Source organism: Nostoc sp. NMS7 (assembly GCF_017115085.1).
Taxonomy (GTDB): Bacteria; Cyanobacteriota; Cyanobacteriia; order Cyanobacteriales; family Nostocaceae; genus Nostoc.
Window position 1 is genome coordinate 24,731 of record NZ_JABXKJ010000186.1, and the last position, 18,008, is coordinate 42,738.

The following is an 18,008-nucleotide window of genomic DNA, read 5'->3' on the forward strand; positions in this document are numbered from 1 at the left end:
GCATATTTGATTCGTCAGATTTTAGTGTTTGACTTTTTAATTAGAATATTTACTTTCAATTATTGCTAGATAGTAGTAAAGTTATAAATTATGAGTGATCAGGATAAAAAATTCTATTATTCATAATTTTCTCATATTTTGGTGGGTAGTAGCACACTAAATATACTACCTTTGCCTAACTCAGAATTAAGCAGAATAATGCCTTGATGTGCCTCAACAATTCGCCGAGCAAGGTACAGTCCTAAGCCACTACCGGAACTTTTGTGGCTGCCTTGACGAAATCGTTCAAATATGGTTACTTGTTCTTCAGGAGGAATACCTGGGCCAGTATCCGCTATTTCAATTCTAATGTAGTCAACAGAATTGGATTTTTCAGAAAACTGAGATTGACTACTTTTGTCGAACTGGCGTTGAGAAGTAAAACCAATAGTAACAGATCCAGAATCGGTAAATTTGATCGCATTCCCGATCAGATTAGTGAATAGACGATGCAATTCTAAGCGATCGCCCATCACTGTATTTATGCTTGACTCGGAAGTTTTGTCTAGATTAATGGACAGTATTTTGTCTTCAGCTAGAGGCGCCAATTCTCCAGTTACCTCCTCTAGCAAGCGGACTAGATTAATCGGTTGAAATGCCAAAGTTTTGCGCCCTGCTTCAAAGCGATAAACTTCCAATAAGGTATTGACCATAGAAAGCAGGTTGATATTGCTACGGGACATGATGGCGATTACTTCTTGCATTTGTGGTGATAATGTTCCCAATGCACCTTGCTGAAATAGCATCAACATCCGATCAGCCGCTACTAAGGGAGTGCGTAAATCGTGGGTAAGACGGGAGACAAAATCTTCTCGCTGGCGAGCAATTTCATCACGTTCATCCATACTATGCTTTAAGCGCAGGAGCGATCGCACTCGTGCCAGCAATTCATCTACTGTTACAGGTTTGCGGATAAAATCATCAGCACCCAAGTCTAAACCGTGGGCGACATTGGGCGCATCGTGGGCAGTTATCAGCAATATGGGGATGTATTGCGGCAATTTCATCTCTTTGCGAATGTACTTGGTGACTTCGTACCCATCCATACCTGGCATGATCAGATCCAGCAAAACCAAATCAAAAGGAGAAGCTTTCAATTCTGCCAAGGCCGAAATACCATTTGCTGCGGTGCTAATCGTGTAACCTTCTTCCTGCAAAATAGTTTTAATCAAAAATACGTTATCACGAGAGTCATCGACAACCAGAATTTTGTCACCGCGAAAAGATTGTGAAGTCATATAGATGCAAGCTACAGATTAAATAATTCGTAATTCGTAATGACGGTATTTTAAAAACTACTTTACTTCCCTTTTTCATAGATAGCCACAAGCTAGTTTTGTAATTGTCAGATAGATAATTAGATATTATTCATTTCCCAAATAAGCTTCAATTACAGCCGGATTATTTCTGACAACTGCTGGTTCACCCAAAGCAATTAATTGACCAAAATCTAACACAGCAATGCGATCGCACAAACCCATAACTAATGGTACATGGTGTTCTATAAGGATGATCGTCAAATTGAAGCGATCGCGAAGGCTACGAATAAATGCACTCAATTGCTGTTTTTCGTTGGGGTTCATCCCCGCCGCAGGTTCATCGAGAAGTAAGATTTGCGGTTTTAATCCTAAAGCGCGGGCAATTTCTAGCCGACGCTGATCGCCATAAGCAAAGTTTTTGGCTTTTTCGTCAGCGCGATCGCTCAATCCCACCAAATCCAATAAATCTAAAGCTTTTTGCTTAGTTTTCAATTCTTCACTAGGCGCTGGTGGTAATCCCAAAACTCCTGTAATCATATTACTTTTAGTGTGTAAATGTCGGGCAATTATCACATTTTCTAACGCCGATAATTCTCCAAACAAGCGGATATTTTGGAAAGTACGGGCGATACCTAAAGCAGCAATTTGATCAGGACGCCGTTGAGAAATTTCTGCACCTTGATAAATTAATTTCCCGCTAGAAGGGGGAATAAAGCCAGTAATCAAATTAAACAGTGTTGTTTTGCCAGCACCATTCGGGCCAATCAGTCCAAAAATCTCATGTTTATTTACATTAAAAGATACATTATTTACCGCCACTAAACCACCAAAGCGGCGAGTTAATGCTCTTGCTTCTAAGACAATATTGCTGTTAGCTGTTGGAGTCGCGTATGATATCATGTCTGCCAAATTACCTCTAATAAAAGAACCCCACCCCCAACCCCTCCCGGCTTGCGGGGAGGGGAGCTAAAGTGCAGGTTTGGCTCTTTAGGCTTCCGGGTATTATACTTAATTGCCCGGACATCATTCGACATTTTTGCATATTATTATGAATAGTTCACTTTTGGGTTTTGCGTCTTGGGAAAATATCTGGAGTAATTAGTCCTTGCGGGAAAAATATTGTACCTATTACTATTAGTAAACCAAAAATAATTAATCGACCATCTCGCAAAAATTGCGCTAACCAATTAGGTAAACCACCAGTATCAGCTAGACTTCGCAGAATCTCTGGTAAAGCTGTAAATACCATACCTCCGACTACTGGCCCTAAAAAAGTTCTCGAACCACCAATTAAGACAAAAGTTAAATATATAATACTGGCATCAAAAGTACCTTGACGGGCATTCCAGGTATTAAGGAAGTGAGCGCTAATTGCACCTACAACTCCTGCAAGCATAGCGCCTAGTGTAAACGCTAAAACTTTGTAATAAGTGGGATTAATTCCCATTGCACCCGCAGCTAATTCATCTTCACGGATAGCGATAAAAGCCCTTCCAACACGGATGCGTTCTAAACGATAAAGCAGCACCATACTAATTAATAGTAAGGGTAAGGCAATCCATAAATATTCAAGTTGTGTATGGAAAGGTTGAGGAATGCCAAAAATTCCAACAGCACCGCCTGTAATATCCAAATTGAGGGAGATGACGCGCAGAACTTCCACAAAAGCGATAGTAGCGATCGCTAAATAAATTCCTCGCAATCTCAACGCTGGAATTCCCACTATTACACCCAATAAACCACAACTTACACCAGCAATTAACATCTCCAATAACAACAAGGGAATCGGAAATAAACTACTGCTAGATGTCAAAATTTTTGTAGATAAAATTGCTGCAATATACCCACCTAAAGCATAAAATCCGGGACTAGCTAAAGACAATTGTCCTGTCATTAGCGGTAAGTAAAGCGATAACCCTAGTAGCGCCCCCAATACCATAGAGACAATTAGAGAACCGTAAGTAGCGAAAAAATCAGCCATTTTAAAAGATTTTGATTAAGCTTAATCAAACTATCGCTTTTATTAACTATAGCGATTCTCAATTGGGTGCAGTACAGTTTTGACCTCTCTCCAAACCTCTCTCCTACAAGGAGGAGCCACTGCGTTGGGCGGCTCTGCCGACTTGAAGCATGTGGCGTCAGAGGCTTTGAGTCTTACTCCCCAACGCTAGTAGGGAAGGGGTTGGGGGTTAGGTCTATATTGGACTCAACTGCAAACTCCTATATTAAGCTGTTAATATTTGCTCTGCTGTCAGCGCCAGTTCAGGAAAAGTTAATGACACAATCCGTTCTGAACCTCTAAACTGTGTGCGTTGGTATTTTCCCTCAGCATCTAATAGAAAAACAAATACAGCCGGAACTTTTGGGTTTCCTAAATACTCTCTTAGTCCGATTGCTAAATAATCTACAATCCAATATTCTGTAATACCTAAACGTTGATATTCATCTAATTTATCAATGTAGTCATCTTCCCAATTAGTTGATGTTACCTCTATAGCTAACTGGATGGGTTCTTCAAGCGCAGAATAAGCAGAACGATTTGAGCGCCATGTATCTTTATCTATAACACTAACATCAGGCTTGCGTCCTTGTTCTACTCCATTGGCAGTTATAGTTTTAAAGACTGCTGTGTTATTAACTACATAATTTAAGTTTAGTTGCCTAATTTGATCATTGAAACCAAACAATATAAAATTTGCGACATCATCATGATTTCTAGTTGCACGCACTTCTACAATTTCTCCATCTACAAGTTCATATAAACCTTCCTCTAGACACTGTTCTAAAAATTGCTCAAAAGTTAATTTTTGTTTGGTGTATGTTTTCATAAAGTTACGTCTCTTTAAACTTTCTGAATAAATCGTCGTCCTAGCAAACCTTGGGGTCTAACTAATAACATGATAAACAAAATTCCAAAGGCTACTGCATCTTTATATCCAGAGTATTCTGCGGGTACAAACGCCTCTACTAATCCAATTAACAAACCTCCCAACACTGCACCGGGAATACTACCTAAACCACCTAATACAATTACCGCTAAACCTCGCAATCCAAAAGCAATGCCGAAATATGGCCCGGCAATACTAACACTAGAAGCAACTAAAGTTCCTGCTAATCCTGCTAAAAAACTGCTGATGAAGAATGTTAAAATAATAAAGCGATCGCTATTAATTCCTAACAAACTAGCTGTAGTTGGATCTTCTGCGATCGCCTGCATTGCCTTACCATATTTAGTGCGATTGATAAAATAGGTAAGAATTCCCACAATCACCATTGACACACTAAAAATTACTATCTGAACACTGCGAATCGGAATTGGGTTTTCTGGACTACCAAAGTTAATCGCAGGTGGTAAATTCCCGTAAGTATTTGCGGGGTATGTATAACTTTCTGCGCCGACTAAATACTGGATTAAATTCACAATTACCACTCCTACTCCCAAGCTGGAAACAACAGTTAGTAAGGAATCAGATCCTTGACGCCGCAAAGGTTGAAAAGCAACACGTTCCATTACTACCCCTACCAATCCCGCCAAGGTACTTGCTAAAATCAAGGATATAGCAAAAGGTAATTTTATCGGCAAGGCTGCATTAGCCAACAAGCCATTAAATCCAAAGTTACCACCCATGAGTGCATAAGTAAAATATGCACCCAAGGTAAAAATCGCGCCATGAGCTAAATTAATGATCCCCAAAATGGAATAAACCAAAGTATATCCTAAAGCAAAAATTGCATAGACGCTACCGATGGATAACCCATTTAATAATTGCTGCAAAAATAGATTTATATTCATGTCGCAACTATTTTAGAAATGTGAATTTACCTTGACTACCGTCTTTTGGCATCTTGATTTGGGCTACATAAAAATCTTTTTGAATAACTTCGCCTAGAGGAGTAAAACCAATTTCACCCAGTGGTGTATTGTATGTGCCGACAAGTATCTGTTTGTTTAATTCTGTTCGCAATTCTGGTAACTGTAATTTGTTGACTTTGCTCTTTTTATCTAAAGCTTGGAGTGCTTCGACATAAACTTGTACTGCTGCAAAAGCTTGGGCGCTAAATTGGGGTGGTTCTTTTTTGTATTCGTCATTATAGGCTTTGCGAAATGCCGCGTTAATTTCACCTGGATGTTCTGGACTGTAAGCTTGAGCAATTAATACGCCATCACAAAGCGCTTTACAAACTGGCAATAGATTCGATGTATTTAGACCATTACCACCAACAATTAAGCCTTTATAACCCAGTTCGCGCAGTTGTCGGACTAAATTACCACCATCCGCAGCCAAACCAGAAATAATCACCAAATCTGGTTTGAGATTAATCGCATTGGTAGCTTGGCTTTGAAAATCTGTATCACTAGTTTGGAATTTTTGTACTGTTACCAATTCTAGCCCTTGATCCTTAACTGTTTGCTGAAAAATTTCCGTTTCTGACTTGCTAAAAGCATCATTTTGAGCATAGAAAACTGCAACTTTTTTAAGTTGGGGGTTTTGCTTTAGTGCAGCTTTTACCGAATTAGGTGCCACGATGGAAACTGGTGCAGAAACACGAGCAACGTAATCACCAATTTCGGGAATGCCTTTAGCAGTATTCGATGGGCCAATAATTGGTATCTTTGCACGTTCGCCAACAGGATCAGCACTAAAAGCTTGCTGTGATAAAGTTGGCCCCACAATTCCAATAACTTTATCTTTGTTAATTAAAGTTTGAAAAGCGTTAATTGCCCCGGCTTCATCACCGCTAGTATCTTGAAACACCAATTTAATTGGTGTGCCATTAACACCACCTTTACTATTGAAATACTTCTCGGCAAGTTTAGCTCCAGCGACTTCCTCTTGACCTAGTAATGCTACATTACTAGTTTGGGCAACGGCAATACCGATAGGAATAGCACCCGACGATGTACCCGTTGTGGCTGTGGTATCGGTTGCAGGGTTATTTGTGGTACTATTTGGACTATTATTTGTAGAATTTGTCACAGTCTTAGTGCCGCCACCACAGCCTGTTAGAAGCAAAGCGCAAGTTGATAATAATGCTGTTGTCCGAGCGATCGCGTTGTTCATCGTTGAATAATCATGTAGTTATTAGATATTCGGCAAAAGGCAATCATAAAGTTCATAATCTGCAAACAAAATGGCGCAGATTTACACTTTGGCACGAATTCTATTAAATCATTCTTATTTCACCATGCAAAGACAAATATTCAAAGTCTATGTATATACAAATTATTATAATTAGTAATGATTTTATCATTCCCCGCTTCTATTTGGGAATGTGCGATGAAGTCGCTTTGTGAGTTCAGTTGAGTACTAAGGAAGCACTCTTAAGCCTTTTTTTCACTACCCGTTAATCCCTTGGGTTCATAGTGACGGCAACCGTTACATGGGCCATCAGGATTGACAGCACAACGGATGTAACCAGATCGGGCATTAAATTTGCAGCTGATGTCGCCAATCAGATAACCCACCCCTTGTAAATAATAGCGATCGCTCTCAACCAGTCTGAGGTTTTGTCGTCCCTGCACCGATGGAAAATTCATCGCTGCTTGTCTGAGCCGTAAGCGCGATCGCAAATGGGTTTTGCGGATTACCCACAGGGAAATCAGGGACGGTAAAAAACCAACGGCAATCACTAAAAGTGTCTTTAACACCTTTTTTTTACCTCTTCTGTGCGCTGATTGATTGTCCCTGATGTTGCATTCTGGTTTTACGGAAGTGCAAATACGAGGGCAGCTTTGCCTAATTGCCACCAACTATGGCTGCAATTAGCAATGGCAGTGTGGTATCTAGCAATTTTGAGGAAGAAGTTCCTTCTGCCACTTCAATCAGCATAACTGTTACAACCTCAAGGGTGATCTGCCGTTGAATGTTGATAATTTTAAGATTTGTTGACTAATACCTTTTTGAACAAGCATTTTGTGTCAGCCCCACTCTTGTTTTTTCTCTGTCGCTGCGATGCTAATCTTTTTTTGGTTCGCTGACGAAGTTGCTGTGCTAGCAGTGTGGCTTCCCTTTCGGCTCGGAATAAATCAACTTTTCGCGTCGTCAGAATAAATGATCCGTCAGCCTTTCGTTTTACCCAAGGGACGCTAACTGCGAAATACTGACAAATATTGCCTAGTTCCTTCTTGAAAAGTGGGTAACGTCTTTGAGTATTAACTGTGTTAGCGATCGCTTTTAACTCTAATATCGCTGCTTCTAACTCTCCTGCCACCTGATTGACGCGTTCGACTTGCGCGATCAAACGCTCTGGTTCACTAATAATTTTTTCCTCTTGGGGTTGCAGTGGCACTATCGCAGTCGTTACAGATGCAAGCTGCAACAGCGAAACTCTCAGCAAAATAGGCTTTTTGTCCGTGTCTGGGATTTTTTTCATACTACCTCAAGCAAGGCTAGCTAACTTGTAAGGCATTTTAGCAGTAAATAGTATATTTGTACTAAATAAAACCTCACGCTGTCCTGACAGACATCCCTCTCCTTAATAAGGAGAGGGACAGGTTTTGCGTAGCATAACCTTTCTTGAGGTTTCTTTCCGCTATTCCATAAGTTGTAAATTGTCTAAATTCTTACCGAAACAACCCAAGACAAACGCGTGCTTGGCTCTTACGAAAGTTGTCACCATTTCAACAACCATCACCCCGGATCTAGAAGCTATCGTTACTAAAGTAGCGATTTTGTTCTTAAGATCAAAATTTTTCCCTTAAAATCACAATTTCTGCCTTAAGTCCACGATATTTTCCTTAAAATCACGATATTTTCCTTAAAGTCACGATTTTTTCCTTAAAGTCACGATTTTTTTCTCAAAGTCACGATTTTTTTCTTAAAATCACGATTTTTTTCTTAAAATCACGATTTTTTTCTTAAATAGGATTTACGCAAAACTAGACGCGGTAGGGGCAATACCCTGCGGGAAGCTAAAGCTACATGAATTGCCCCTACCTAAAAATCAGGGTTTCAGTTATTGTTTCGGTTTGGTTAAGAATATTTGTAGGTTGGGTTGAGGCTTTGCGTTACCCAAGAAACCCCGTAAAAGCTTGGGTTGAGGAACGAAACCCAACTTACAACCCCTACAGCGCGGATTTATTTACCATCAAAGTAATTTTAGTTTGCAGTTTTTCTCGTAATTCTTGCGCCCGTTGATAAATTGCTAGACGCCCTTTACTGGAGTCAGTTTTCAGCCCTACTTGTTCCAATGGCTGAATAAAGTAACGCAGACGAGTTCTCATTGCCCAAATTCCCATTGAAGGAAACAGAATTAAGACAAGCATTAAAGGCGAAAAAGGTAAGAATGGTAACTTGACTAGTCGTTGCAATTTAGGAAAATTAACAGTCCAAGGATGTAAAGATTCACTACCGATGCAAACTACTGGGAGAATGGGAATTTGATAGCGATCGCTCAACTTAATAAAACTCACATCAAACTTTTCTAATTGATAGCGTTTTTTCCAACCTTTCAGAGGGCCGCGCATACCTTCGGGTGCATATAAGAGAATTTTACCTGGGGCGATGCCTTCTCTACCAGACGCTACGCGTAGCTTGCTGGGTACGGCGGGTGCTGCGATCGCTGTCTCAAAATCATCTAATTCGGCTCGCACACCACCTAAAACCTGCGACCATTTAGGTGGTAGCCACCAAATTACCCAAGGATGCTCAAATAATGCTGTACTTGCTACGGGTTGTATTACCCATCCTTTGGCTTCACTTAATAAATAACCCAAAGTCAAAAAATCCCAAGGAAAACACATCCCGGCGTGATTCATTGCCACAATCAATGTCCCTGTTGATGGCAAGTTTTCGACTTGTTGCAATTCTCCCCGAAAATAGTATTTAACGATGGGATTGAGAATTTCTTCGCTAAAAGCTTGTTGATATTTGGGATCAAATTCACCAACTTCTTTTCGGGGTAAACGAAAACCAAGACGCAACCAGCGACTCAGCAACGCCAGATAAAATCCGCCAGGAATTAAAAATAATCCATATTCGGGCCAATTCCAACCATCTGGATCGCTTTGATAGTGCTGCCAATGGCGGTTGAATAAAATTAGCCAGCCTGGAGGATACCAAAGACAAAACCAATCAAACCAGCTAAATATATAGCCTTCCCTTGGCACATTTTCCAGTTGAGTGTTTAGGAGGTTTTCGGAGTCTTGATTAATCAAAATAGTGATAGAGATTACGCAAAAATTTTATTTAAATCTTATCATAGCTTTGTCATTGGCATTTTACCTGAGAATTAAAATTAACTACATATTTTTTTGATAAAAATTTCAGATAGTCTTGTAGTCTGGGCAAAATTAGTGATGATTTGGAAAAACTTAGAAATGCTTTGAAACTGCAAAATTCGTTGGAAAGTTTATCGGATTTAACCCCTACTGATTTGAAGCCACTGAACTCTCATGAGCCTGGGGGTCGTTAAACCCTTGCTTTGTAGCCTAGTTTAGCCGAGACAGTTATTGCTGAGAGAACTTTTCCGCAAGCTCAAATTACCCTCTGCCTCCTGCATTCATTGATAAAGGTGAGAAGGAACTGCAACACCAAATAGATGGAAATAATATTATTGCAGTTGATGCGGGTGCCAATGACTTATTCAGTGTAAAGACTGATGGAAGTAATTTGAAGGCGATCGCCACAATTCCCCGGCAGACATTAACTAATCCAGTTTTTCCCTCTGGTGCATCGTCATCGCCATTTGAAATCCAAGTAGTACTGACAAATGTCGCCAAAGGTCTAGATGGTGCTTATTATATTAGCCAATTAACTGGTTTTCCTTTTCCAGAAGGTAAAGCAAAAATCTATCGAATTGGTTCTGATGATAAACCAACAGTGTATAAACATTATAAATTCTTGCTGTTGAAACGATAATTCTATCGGCTGGATCTTTATGAAAATTACCTGGAAGTGAGTAGGAATCAATGGCAATTTGGGGAGTGATTGATAGAAGAATTACTCCCTCTTGTGCCAAAGCAATATTAAACCATTCTTGAATCGAACAGGGAAGAATTAACTTATTTTGGGTAACAAGTCTGCTAATCTCTAGCAAACTGATGGAGCAAACACCTAAACCATGAGGTCTTTCCCTATTTATTGCTTCACGGTGGGGAGGAGTCAACTTTGAATCATTGTGATTCCACCAAACCCAAATATGAGTATCAAGAACGATCACAAATCATTCACTTCAAAATTGTGATTCATTTCCCAATCATCAGGAGAAATAACAGGTTCATTCGGATCTGCTAAATAAGCGTAGGGTTGCATTTTTACAAGAGGATTAATGGCAAATTTGCCTTGATTATTAGAAGAATAGCTAATTTGCCCCAACTTTTCTGGGATACTTTCCCTCAAAATAGAAGAAGCTAGTTCTTCAACAGATATTTCTTTGAAAGTAGCAGCTTTAATTAGAGATTCTTGAGTTTCTTGACTGATGTAAATATTAGTACCAATCATTGTTCACTCTATCTACTTTTTTAGATGATACCAAACATGATCAGCAAAAATTTTAGTGATGTAATGTTGGGTTTCCTGACTCTACTCAACTGACGAGATCAGCGATCGCTTCTCAAGCAGAGACTACAGCTTCCGGTTGATAGCGGATGCCAGCTTGCTTGAAGCGATGTAAAGCTTCACCCAAGCGATCGCAGTCGGCAATCAAACTGATCCTGACATAACCCTCACCTGCAACTCCAAAGGCATTACCTGGAGTTAAAACAACGCCTGTTTGCTGCAACACGTTCAGAGCAAAATCTGTGGAACCAACCCCAACAGGACACTTCATCCAAAGATACATTGTCGCCTTAGTTTTGGGGATATCCCACCCCAACTCTCCTAATCCTTGAATCAGGAAATCGCGGCGGGTACTGTAGCGTTGTTGTACCTCGTGCAAATACACATCTGGCAATTGTAAAGCTGTTTCGGCTGCTGTTTGCAATGCGGCAAAAATGCCGTAATCCAAGTTAGTTTTCAGTGTCCGCAAACCTTGAATTATATGGCGATTACCCACCACAAACCCAACGCGCCAACCAGCCATATTATAAGTTTTAGATAAGGTGTGAAATTCCACACCAATATCTTTCGCGCCAGGAATTTCTAACAAGCTAGTGGGTTGATAACCATCAAAAGCTAATTCGGCGTAACACAAATCATGCACCAGCAAAATTTCATATTTGCGGGCGAAGGCAACGATTTCTTCAAAGAATTCGCGGGGTGCTGTGGCGGCGGTGGGATTGCTGGGATAGTTGAAATAGAGAATTTTAGCTTGTTTAGCAACTTCGTCAGGAATCGCAGCTAAATCAATTAACCAGTCATTTTCTGGTTTAAGAATCAAACTGTGGATTTTCCCGCCTGCGATCGCAGGTCCCCGGAAATGTGCAGGATAAGCTGGGGAAGGAACCAAAACTAAATCGCCAGGGTTAACATAGGCGATCGCTAAATGGGTTAATCCTTCTTTAGAACCCAGCAGTGGCAAGGCTTCGCTATCAGGATCGAGAACCACACCATAACGGCGATGATACCAATTGGTGATTGCACGGCGGAAACTAGCAGTCCCTTCAAAAGGCGGATAACCGTGATTAGCGGGATCTTTCAAGGCGGCGATCGCCGCTTCTACTACTGGTGCTGGCGTTGCACCATCGGGGTTTCCCATACCCAAATCAATTAAATCTAAACCTTGTTCCCGTGCTTTAGCTTTCAGTTCATCTAAACGGGCAAATACATAAGGTGGCAGTTTTTGTATACGTTCTGCTGGGACAATCCAATTTAAACTCATAAAACCTCGTCACTGATTCCCTGGGGCGAAACTCGATTTATAGTATCCCTACTATCTATAGGTGCAGTGGTAGAAACCATTGCCGCCATCAACTGTTCTGGCGCGACTTTAAACGGTAGTCGATGGATGTCAGAATTAGGAACTAGAGCAATTTCAACGGCTGTTTGCAACTCGCTTAATGTAATATTGCCCAATCCCAAATCACTTAATTTTTGGGGTAGTCCAATTTCTGCATAGAACTTTAACAACTGTTGCCGTGCTGATGCAGCTAGTTGATTACCTTGGAGCATTTCTTCTAAACGCAGTTGTACCAAAATTCCAAAAGCAACTTTTTCGCCATGAATACTGCCATGTCCTGAAATGTGCGTTAAACCATTATGCACCGCATGGGCCGCTACTGTACGACACTGCGCCCCACCAAGTCCCCCAACTACGCCAGCGAGTAACACAGTAGCGTCTACAACTTCTCGCCAAACCTCACTACCTGTTTCTTTGGTGGCGGCGGCTGACTTTTGCAACAAGATATCTCGTAAAACTCGTGCTTGTTGGACTGCGGCAATAATTAAAGTATCTTGCAAATGCCCACTGCTAACCGAGGCTTCATACCACTTAGCGATCGCATCCCCAATTCCAGCGATTAAAGTACGTTGTGGTGCAGTTTTAATCAAGTCATAATCGAGTATCAATAAATCGGGACATTTAGACAGCCCCACATCGTAGAGAAATGCCCCGTCTTCCGAATAAACATTTGATAACGCACTCCAAGCTGCACAGGTAGCCCCAGAAGTCGGAATTGTCACCACTGGCAAATGTAACTGCTGCGCGACTAATTTCGCTGTATCTAGGGCTTTGCCGCCACCAACACCAATAATCACATCAGCTTTATGTTCTTTTGCCGTCTTCTGTAAAGATTTCAGGCTAGCTTCGCAGCAATCTGCACCATAAGAAGCTTGGGCAGGATGTAACTGTTGCGTTGCTAAAACTGGTTGCAAATTTTTTTGGCTGATAACGAGAGTAGACTCACCTGCCACAATTAAGGGACGACTTCCCAAACAGGCGATCTCGGCTGCGGCTGTTTGCAACACCCCAGAACCACGGATTACTTTTGCGGGGGCAACTGTGAGCGTAAATAATGAACTAGAGGTTTGAGTAGACAAAGAAGGTTGAGTAGAAAATTTATTGGGCATATAATCTAGTTTGGCAAAACTTTGATATTTTTTAATCAAATAGACTGGTATGAGGGATACTTGTTGCCAAGCTGGTTTTTGAATGGCTTATACCCGGACAATCTGGATTTGAGCCAAGCAATGAAATAGACAAAGCCACTTACCCACTGATTGAGTAGTTTGACAACGTTGCTTGAATCTATGATGCCCATCCACCTGAAATTCCGAACTCTCAAAGTTTTGAATAACCTGATTAATTAATTAACATTACCATTGTCAGATTCTCAAGAAAAGCAATCGAGAATTGTTAATCTGTAAGTGGTGATGTTATTTCAGACAATTCTTAGCTACAAATACATAGGTAGGGGCGTGCAAATATACGCCCCTCTGTTCCTCTTAAGCGGTAGGTTTTGGCAATTGGGCGAAATTGTCTGTGTAAATTTCGACTGTCATGGGGGAATTTTGACGAGAAACGAGCGATCGCTTGACATCACCCAAGTAAACTGGTACGGAAATGCCTGGTTCCGGGTGAACAATGGTACGGGCGCGAACTGTCAACTTGTCGTCTACCCGTGTACCTGAACGACCAGAAGAAAACAGATTACTAGCTGCTTGACGTAAAGTTGCTTCTAATTGTGTGGGTGTAATTTTGGGTGATGTGGCAATTACCGCTTGTGTTGTCCCATTGTCATAAACTAGAGTGTACCGGACTGCTCCGGGAATCACAGCCCGACTCAACGGGACTATTGAGAGTGCAAACAAACCACCCGTCAACACCAACATAAAGCCAGTTGTACCCACCACCCGAAAGCGGATGTTCCATTTGAGAATAAAAGCCAAAACTGCTATGGCCGCGAATACCAAGGTAGCTATACCTGACCATTGGGCGTACTGAAGAAAGTTAGCTGTTGTGAACATAAGGTTGGTTATGGAAGCGTCTTTTTTTCGTTACCGACACACCCATTTTACCGAGAGCTTACACCGATACAGCAAATCACTTTTCAAACAACCTCTTAGATGAGCGAACAGATAACATTGTAATAATAGCAGGTGAAGTGACAGTTGTAGTAATTAATCCAGAAGTAGAGATTGATTATGAATAAGCCTAACTTTAGAGAAATGACACGCAAGCAATTGTGAGATTATATCTTACAAAATCGTGGCGATATCGAAGCAATTCACGCCCTAGCATTACACGTTTAGTCTAATGGCAAACGTTTTAATTCAGTAGATGAGTTACAACAAGTCATCCAAGAAAAACGCCGCCAAGGTTTAGAGCCATAATTCCTCAGTTATTTAGAATAGTATTGACTCACCAGAGACGATATGAGAATTTTTAGATGTCTGCAACTTAGTTTGAACACTATCAATAATTGCCAGCCAATCAGCATCTCTGTTCCATTCAGAGTGAATTCTGGTTTTAGTCGCCGCGTCATAAAGGTTGCAAAAAACCACATTCTCTTTTCCAGCAATGGGAGCGATAATCAGAGGCTTGGAAAAGTCCTGAACTAGTGATACAGCTAAAAGGAAACTTTTAGCAAAGTTCGTTTCTATCCCAGTTCTCACAACATAAATTTCATCCGCTCTCACAACTATGTCTAATTTAGTGTTGTCCTTTCCCTTAAATTCTGTCGTTTTTAATTTCAGTTCAGATATATACCCAGTTAGCCCTGTTTGTTGTACAGGAATAGTTTGATTATTATTAATATCGTAGTTATACCACAGGTAAGATTCCCCGTTTAATTCTCCGCTTTTCACATATAAATAAATAGGTTCTGGCGGGTTACAAAGACCTAGTTGAATTTCAGCAATCATCTTTTATGTTCCTTTATGAAAGATAAAAATTTTCAGATATTCCGTCAAATTCAATATTCTTTAAATGGTGTTTAACTGAAGAAAAATCATAAATATATGACTTCTATTTGATTTTTTAACAAGCCTCAGCACACATCTATGCCCTTGTTTGCTGTTCCCTACCCACGCAAGTAAATTCAGAAATCAAATCGGATTGTTATATACAAAAGGGCATCTACAAGAGATGCCCGTCATGTAGGACAACCCTAAAAGGTTTTCCTACACTTTCCCAACAATCAGCAACAGTGACTAATTAAGTATTAGTATGTTCTTTAGTAATATTATTAACTTAAAAGTTAAAATGTCTTCAGTGTATACACTTAAAAAATTAATCGCGGGCTTAATTCCCTTTTTTTAAGCAGGGTTAGGGAGGATCGAGTCTACCTAAGCGTATTGGGTCATATTGATGTACTACTCCACAGATGCCAGCCAAAATTAACCATGAAAGCGCATTCAAACGAAAATCGAATAGGGTTACATCTACTGTATTGAATAGAACCCACGCCATAAAAGCCAGAAGATAACTGAAAAATATCAATCTGTCTTCTGTATTTATATATTTTGACTTTCGTAGTAATTGGACACCTGTAATCAAAATCCAAGCGAGTAAGCCACAAAATAAAAAAGCACTGGGAAAACCAGTTTCAGCAGATAACATCAAAAACAAGTTATGGGGATGACCCAAGGGAATCTGCATTTGAGCTTTGTAGAGTCCACTAAAACTGCGTAACCCCCAGCCAGTCAAAGGATGTTCCTGAGCTAAAGACCAGGCAAATTCCCACTGAGTTTTTCGCATTAAAGCGACTGGTCTATCTGGATACATATCGTCATTTAACCTTGCCCAAAAGAAAGCAGGAACGTACTGACGAAAAAATTGAGCTACTAGCGAGGGAGCAAAAGCTGCCAAAAGTACACTAGAAACGATCGCAGCGACAGCGCCCACAAGAATGCGCCAACCTTGGTAGAGTGCATAAGCTAAACAGGCCAAAATAGCGATCGCCCACCCATTGCGCGAGTTGGTGAAAATCAAGGCAATGAAATTTGTAATCATCGCCACGGTTAGGAAGAGAAAAGGGACTGAATTCTTCCCAATACCCAATCGCCATTGTTCAAGCCATAACCCTAAGCCCAGGATGAAAATTATCGCTAGATAAGCAGCGAAAGTGTTAGCGTGCAAGAAGAGTGAAGCAATGCGGCCTGGGGGATTTCCTCCTGGTCTGATCGTCCAAGCAAAGACAATCCACAAAATCTCCAACTTCAAACTCCAGCCTAAAAATAACTGTCCCAAGCCGATAATTGCCACCGGCATGGAACCGATCACCAAAATCCAAGCCATTTGCCGCAATTGGGCAAATGTTTGAATCAGAGTGCTATGAGCAGCGAAAAGTAAAAAGAATGGTAATAAATTAAATAAGCCGAGGAAAGCTGCTGTCTTGTCTTGGGCAAACGCAGCACTCACGATCAGCAACACACTCAAAAGGGCAAATCCCCAGTTGAGGGGGCGGCGACTAATTTTGCGGTATTGTTTGAGCCAAGTTATTAATGCGACAAAACCTATAGTCACAGCCCCCAATAAAGGACTCAATGGGAAGATTAACAGTGCCCATAGAGAGTAGTTCCAAGAAGATTGCCAACGAGCCTTGAAATAGTCAAAAACTTTGTTCAAGCTGGCTCCCAACATTCCTCACGAGTGAGGCGAATTTGAGCTAAGGCGAAGACGGTAGGGATGATCCGACCATAGTTAGTGGCGATCGCTCTCCACCCTAAATCCGCAAAAAACCAAGTCCACATTATCGGCCCAATCACCGCAAACATCGTGCGGGTTGCCCCATAACGAGCTGCACTCACTGTCATACCCCGTTGCGCCATTTGCATCGCTACATAGCTTTGAAATTGCGTTGCAGCTGCTTCTGAGCCTGTAATCGCCGTTTGTTTGGCTACTTGGTATGTAGCAAAGTGGATGGCAAATTGACGGGCAATTTGCTTGAGTACAAGTGGCTGAAGTACGGAAGTAACCGCGATCGCACTACCGCCTTTGAAAAGTAATCCCAAGGGGTCACGTTGCAATAAAAGTGGTAGCGGTTGTTTTAGTTCTGATTTGAGCAGCTGACGCTGCACTTGTACAGTCAATTTTTGCTTTTCCTGTTCAGGCAATTTTTTCCACACCTGTCCTAGCAGATGCAAAAATACTTCTGCTTCTAAATCAATAGTTGCCAGCTGATTAGAATAGGGAATTTTTAGATACTTACATACTTGAACTAACGCTTGGCGGTAAGTTACCTGCCGTGTACGTCCCCGTAATACTGTTATCCCATCTGCCGCCAAAAAGCGAAAGCGACCCTCTAGTGCGTCTAACCAAGCTTTGCGGTCTTGGCTTTGCACTTCGATAGGTTGGGGTGTGTGTACATAGTCTAGGGGATTGAACTTCCGACTAAATAGAATTGCCGTTAAGTCTTGCAATTCCTCTTCGGTCGCTAACTCTAGCGCCGCCCTCATTTCATCCAATTTCCCATCCTCCCTTCCGTGCAACTTGCTGTACTTTATTCTACTATTAGCTTTTAGCAGTCATTAGTAGTAATTTTGCACTTTGATCAATACCTTAGCCAAAAAAAGAGTATGAAGAGAGGGCTGCTCTAGTATAATTATTGTCTTCCAAAACGACAACTCAGGTGCGTAGGCGTAGCCCGCCGTAGGCATCGCCTTTTTGGAGTACTAACTTGGGTATGTTGGATGGGATTCTCCTTTGGAGACGCTACGCGATCGCCAGCTATTAAGAATGAGTTAGGAAAAAATTGGGGCGATGCCTACGGCTGGCTTGTGTGGTTACAGAAAACTGCTATGAGCGATCGCCATAGTAACCTATAATTATTGTTCTATAGCAGTAGCCAGATAGATTAGGACGCTAAACGCAAGACATCCTCTATCGTAG

19 protein-coding genes are annotated in these 18,008 nt (G+C 41.1%); 2 read left to right on the top strand and 17 right to left on the bottom strand.

The window, feature by feature from the left end; genetic code table 11:
- Positions 1 to 131: 131 nt before the first annotated feature.
- From HWQ38_RS20910 to HWQ38_RS20950, 9 genes are all read right to left on the bottom strand, one after another.
- Positions 132 to 1,277, bottom strand: a complete 1,146-nt coding sequence (locus tag HWQ38_RS20910; protein ID WP_292797267.1) for a hybrid sensor histidine kinase/response regulator — start codon at positions 1,275 to 1,277, stop codon at positions 132 to 134.
- Between the two features lie 126 nt (positions 1,278 to 1,403).
- Entirely contained in the window at positions 1,404 to 2,198 is a 795-nt protein-coding gene (locus tag HWQ38_RS20915; protein ID WP_292797270.1) for an ABC transporter ATP-binding protein, read from the bottom strand.
- Positions 2,199 to 2,355: 157 nt separating this feature from the next.
- Entirely contained in the window at positions 2,356 to 3,279 is a 924-nt protein-coding gene (locus HWQ38_RS20920; protein ID WP_292797273.1) for a branched-chain amino acid ABC transporter permease, read from the bottom strand.
- A 244-nt stretch (positions 3,280 to 3,523) separates the two neighbouring features.
- Positions 3,524 to 4,126, bottom strand: a complete 603-nt coding sequence (locus tag HWQ38_RS20925; protein ID WP_292797275.1) for a Uma2 family endonuclease — start codon at positions 4,124 to 4,126, stop codon at positions 3,524 to 3,526.
- Between the two features lie 14 nt (positions 4,127 to 4,140).
- A complete protein-coding gene (locus HWQ38_RS20930) occupies positions 4,141 to 5,091 on the bottom strand; it encodes a branched-chain amino acid ABC transporter permease (protein WP_292797278.1) in 951 nt (316 codons plus the stop codon).
- Between the two features lie 7 nt (positions 5,092 to 5,098).
- Positions 5,099 to 6,361, bottom strand: a complete 1,263-nt coding sequence (locus HWQ38_RS20935; RefSeq protein WP_292797280.1) for an ABC transporter substrate-binding protein — start codon at positions 6,359 to 6,361, stop codon at positions 5,099 to 5,101.
- 260 nt (positions 6,362 to 6,621) lie between these two features.
- Positions 6,622 to 6,948: a DUF6464 family protein gene (locus HWQ38_RS20940; protein ID WP_292797284.1), complete on the bottom strand. Its 327-nt coding sequence runs from the start codon at positions 6,946 to 6,948 to the stop codon at positions 6,622 to 6,624.
- 227 nt (positions 6,949 to 7,175) lie between these two features.
- Positions 7,176 to 7,673, bottom strand: a complete 498-nt coding sequence (locus HWQ38_RS20945; RefSeq protein WP_292797287.1) for a hypothetical protein — start codon at positions 7,671 to 7,673, stop codon at positions 7,176 to 7,178.
- Positions 7,674 to 8,364: 691 nt separating this feature from the next.
- Positions 8,365 to 9,456: a 1-acyl-sn-glycerol-3-phosphate acyltransferase gene (locus HWQ38_RS20950; protein ID WP_292797290.1), complete on the bottom strand. Its 1,092-nt coding sequence runs from the start codon at positions 9,454 to 9,456 to the stop codon at positions 8,365 to 8,367.
- A gap of 397 nt (positions 9,457 to 9,853) precedes the next feature.
- On the opposite strand from HWQ38_RS20950, the gene HWQ38_RS20955 reads away from it, so the two are divergent.
- Entirely contained in the window at positions 9,854 to 10,159 is a 306-nt protein-coding gene (locus HWQ38_RS20955; protein WP_292797315.1) for a ScyD/ScyE family protein, read from the top strand.
- Here the strand turns inward: HWQ38_RS20955 and HWQ38_RS20960 are convergent.
- From HWQ38_RS20960 to HWQ38_RS20995, 8 genes are all read right to left on the bottom strand, one after another.
- The gene (locus HWQ38_RS20960; RefSeq protein WP_292797292.1) at positions 10,044 to 10,460 is read right to left on the bottom strand and encodes a type II toxin-antitoxin system VapC family toxin; all 417 of its coding nucleotides are present in this window, start codon (positions 10,458 to 10,460) and stop codon (positions 10,044 to 10,046) included. The two genes, HWQ38_RS20955 and HWQ38_RS20960, sit on opposite strands and share 116 nt — an antisense overlap.
- A complete protein-coding gene (locus HWQ38_RS20965; RefSeq protein WP_292797294.1) occupies positions 10,457 to 10,741 on the bottom strand; it encodes a hypothetical protein in 285 nt (94 codons plus the stop codon). The genes HWQ38_RS20960 and HWQ38_RS20965 overlap by 4 nt, the downstream gene beginning before the upstream one ends.
- 112 nt (positions 10,742 to 10,853) lie before the next feature.
- On the bottom strand, positions 10,854 to 12,059 hold the full coding sequence (locus HWQ38_RS20970; protein WP_292797297.1) for an aspartate aminotransferase: 1,206 nt from the start codon (positions 12,057 to 12,059) through the stop codon (positions 10,854 to 10,856).
- Positions 12,056 to 13,246, bottom strand: coding sequence for an iron-containing alcohol dehydrogenase family protein (locus tag HWQ38_RS20975; RefSeq protein WP_292797300.1), 1,191 nt, complete (start codon positions 13,244 to 13,246; stop codon positions 12,056 to 12,058). Before HWQ38_RS20975 ends, HWQ38_RS20970 begins: the two co-directional genes overlap by 4 nt.
- 375 nt (positions 13,247 to 13,621) lie before the next feature.
- A complete protein-coding gene (locus HWQ38_RS20980) occupies positions 13,622 to 14,143 on the bottom strand; it encodes a Ycf51 family protein (protein WP_292797303.1) in 522 nt (173 codons plus the stop codon).
- Between the two features lie 378 nt (positions 14,144 to 14,521).
- Complete coding sequence (locus tag HWQ38_RS20985) at positions 14,522 to 15,040, bottom strand: hypothetical protein (protein WP_292797305.1); 519 nt, start codon at positions 15,038 to 15,040, stop codon at positions 14,522 to 14,524.
- 403 nt (positions 15,041 to 15,443) lie between these two features.
- Positions 15,444 to 16,760, bottom strand: a complete 1,317-nt coding sequence (locus HWQ38_RS20990; protein ID WP_292797308.1) for an O-antigen ligase family protein — start codon at positions 16,758 to 16,760, stop codon at positions 15,444 to 15,446.
- Positions 16,742 to 17,584, bottom strand: a complete 843-nt coding sequence (locus tag HWQ38_RS20995) for a YaaW family protein (RefSeq protein ID WP_292797310.1) — start codon at positions 17,582 to 17,584, stop codon at positions 16,742 to 16,744. The genes HWQ38_RS20990 and HWQ38_RS20995 overlap by 19 nt, the downstream gene beginning before the upstream one ends.
- Before the next feature lie 225 nt (positions 17,585 to 17,809).
- Here HWQ38_RS20995 and HWQ38_RS21000 point away from each other — a divergent pair, with 225 nt between their 5' ends.
- Positions 17,810 to 17,944, top strand: coding sequence for a hypothetical protein (locus HWQ38_RS21000; protein ID WP_292797312.1), 135 nt, complete (start codon positions 17,810 to 17,812; stop codon positions 17,942 to 17,944).
- Positions 17,945 to 18,008 lie beyond the last annotated feature (64 nt).

Bases quoted from the DNA above. Each gene is read 5' to 3' on its own strand.
- HWQ38_RS20980 (WP_292797303.1), bottom strand. From the start codon at position 14,143: ATGTTCACAACAGCTAACTTTCTTCAGTACGCCCAATGGTCAGGTATA.
- HWQ38_RS20910 (WP_292797267.1), bottom strand. From the start codon at position 1,277: ATGACTTCACAATCTTTTCGCGGTGACAAAATTCTGGTTGTCGATGAC.
- HWQ38_RS20930 (WP_292797278.1), bottom strand. From the start codon at position 5,091: ATGAATATAAATCTATTTTTGCAGCAATTATTAAATGGGTTATCCATC.
- HWQ38_RS20920 (WP_292797273.1), bottom strand. From the start codon at position 3,279: ATGGCTGATTTTTTCGCTACTTACGGTTCTCTAATTGTCTCTATGGTA.
- HWQ38_RS20935 (WP_292797280.1), bottom strand. From the start codon at position 6,361: ATGAACAACGCGATCGCTCGGACAACAGCATTATTATCAACTTGCGCT.
- HWQ38_RS20915 (WP_292797270.1), bottom strand. From the start codon at position 2,198: ATGATATCATACGCGACTCCAACAGCTAACAGCAATATTGTCTTAGAA.
- HWQ38_RS20965 (WP_292797294.1), bottom strand. From the start codon at position 10,741: ATGATTGGTACTAATATTTACATCAGTCAAGAAACTCAAGAATCTCTA.
- HWQ38_RS20970 (WP_292797297.1), bottom strand. From the start codon at position 12,059: ATGAGTTTAAATTGGATTGTCCCAGCAGAACGTATACAAAAACTGCCA.
- HWQ38_RS20985 (WP_292797305.1), bottom strand. From the start codon at position 15,040: ATGATTGCTGAAATTCAACTAGGTCTTTGTAACCCGCCAGAACCTATT.
- HWQ38_RS21000 (WP_292797312.1), top strand. From the start codon at position 17,810: ATGGGATTCTCCTTTGGAGACGCTACGCGATCGCCAGCTATTAAGAAT.
- HWQ38_RS20925 (WP_292797275.1), bottom strand. From the start codon at position 4,126: ATGAAAACATACACCAAACAAAAATTAACTTTTGAGCAATTTTTAGAA.
- HWQ38_RS20945 (WP_292797287.1), bottom strand. From the start codon at position 7,673: ATGAAAAAAATCCCAGACACGGACAAAAAGCCTATTTTGCTGAGAGTT.
- HWQ38_RS20975 (WP_292797300.1), bottom strand. From the start codon at position 13,246: ATGCCCAATAAATTTTCTACTCAACCTTCTTTGTCTACTCAAACCTCT.
- HWQ38_RS20990 (WP_292797308.1), bottom strand. From the start codon at position 16,760: ATGTTGGGAGCCAGCTTGAACAAAGTTTTTGACTATTTCAAGGCTCGT.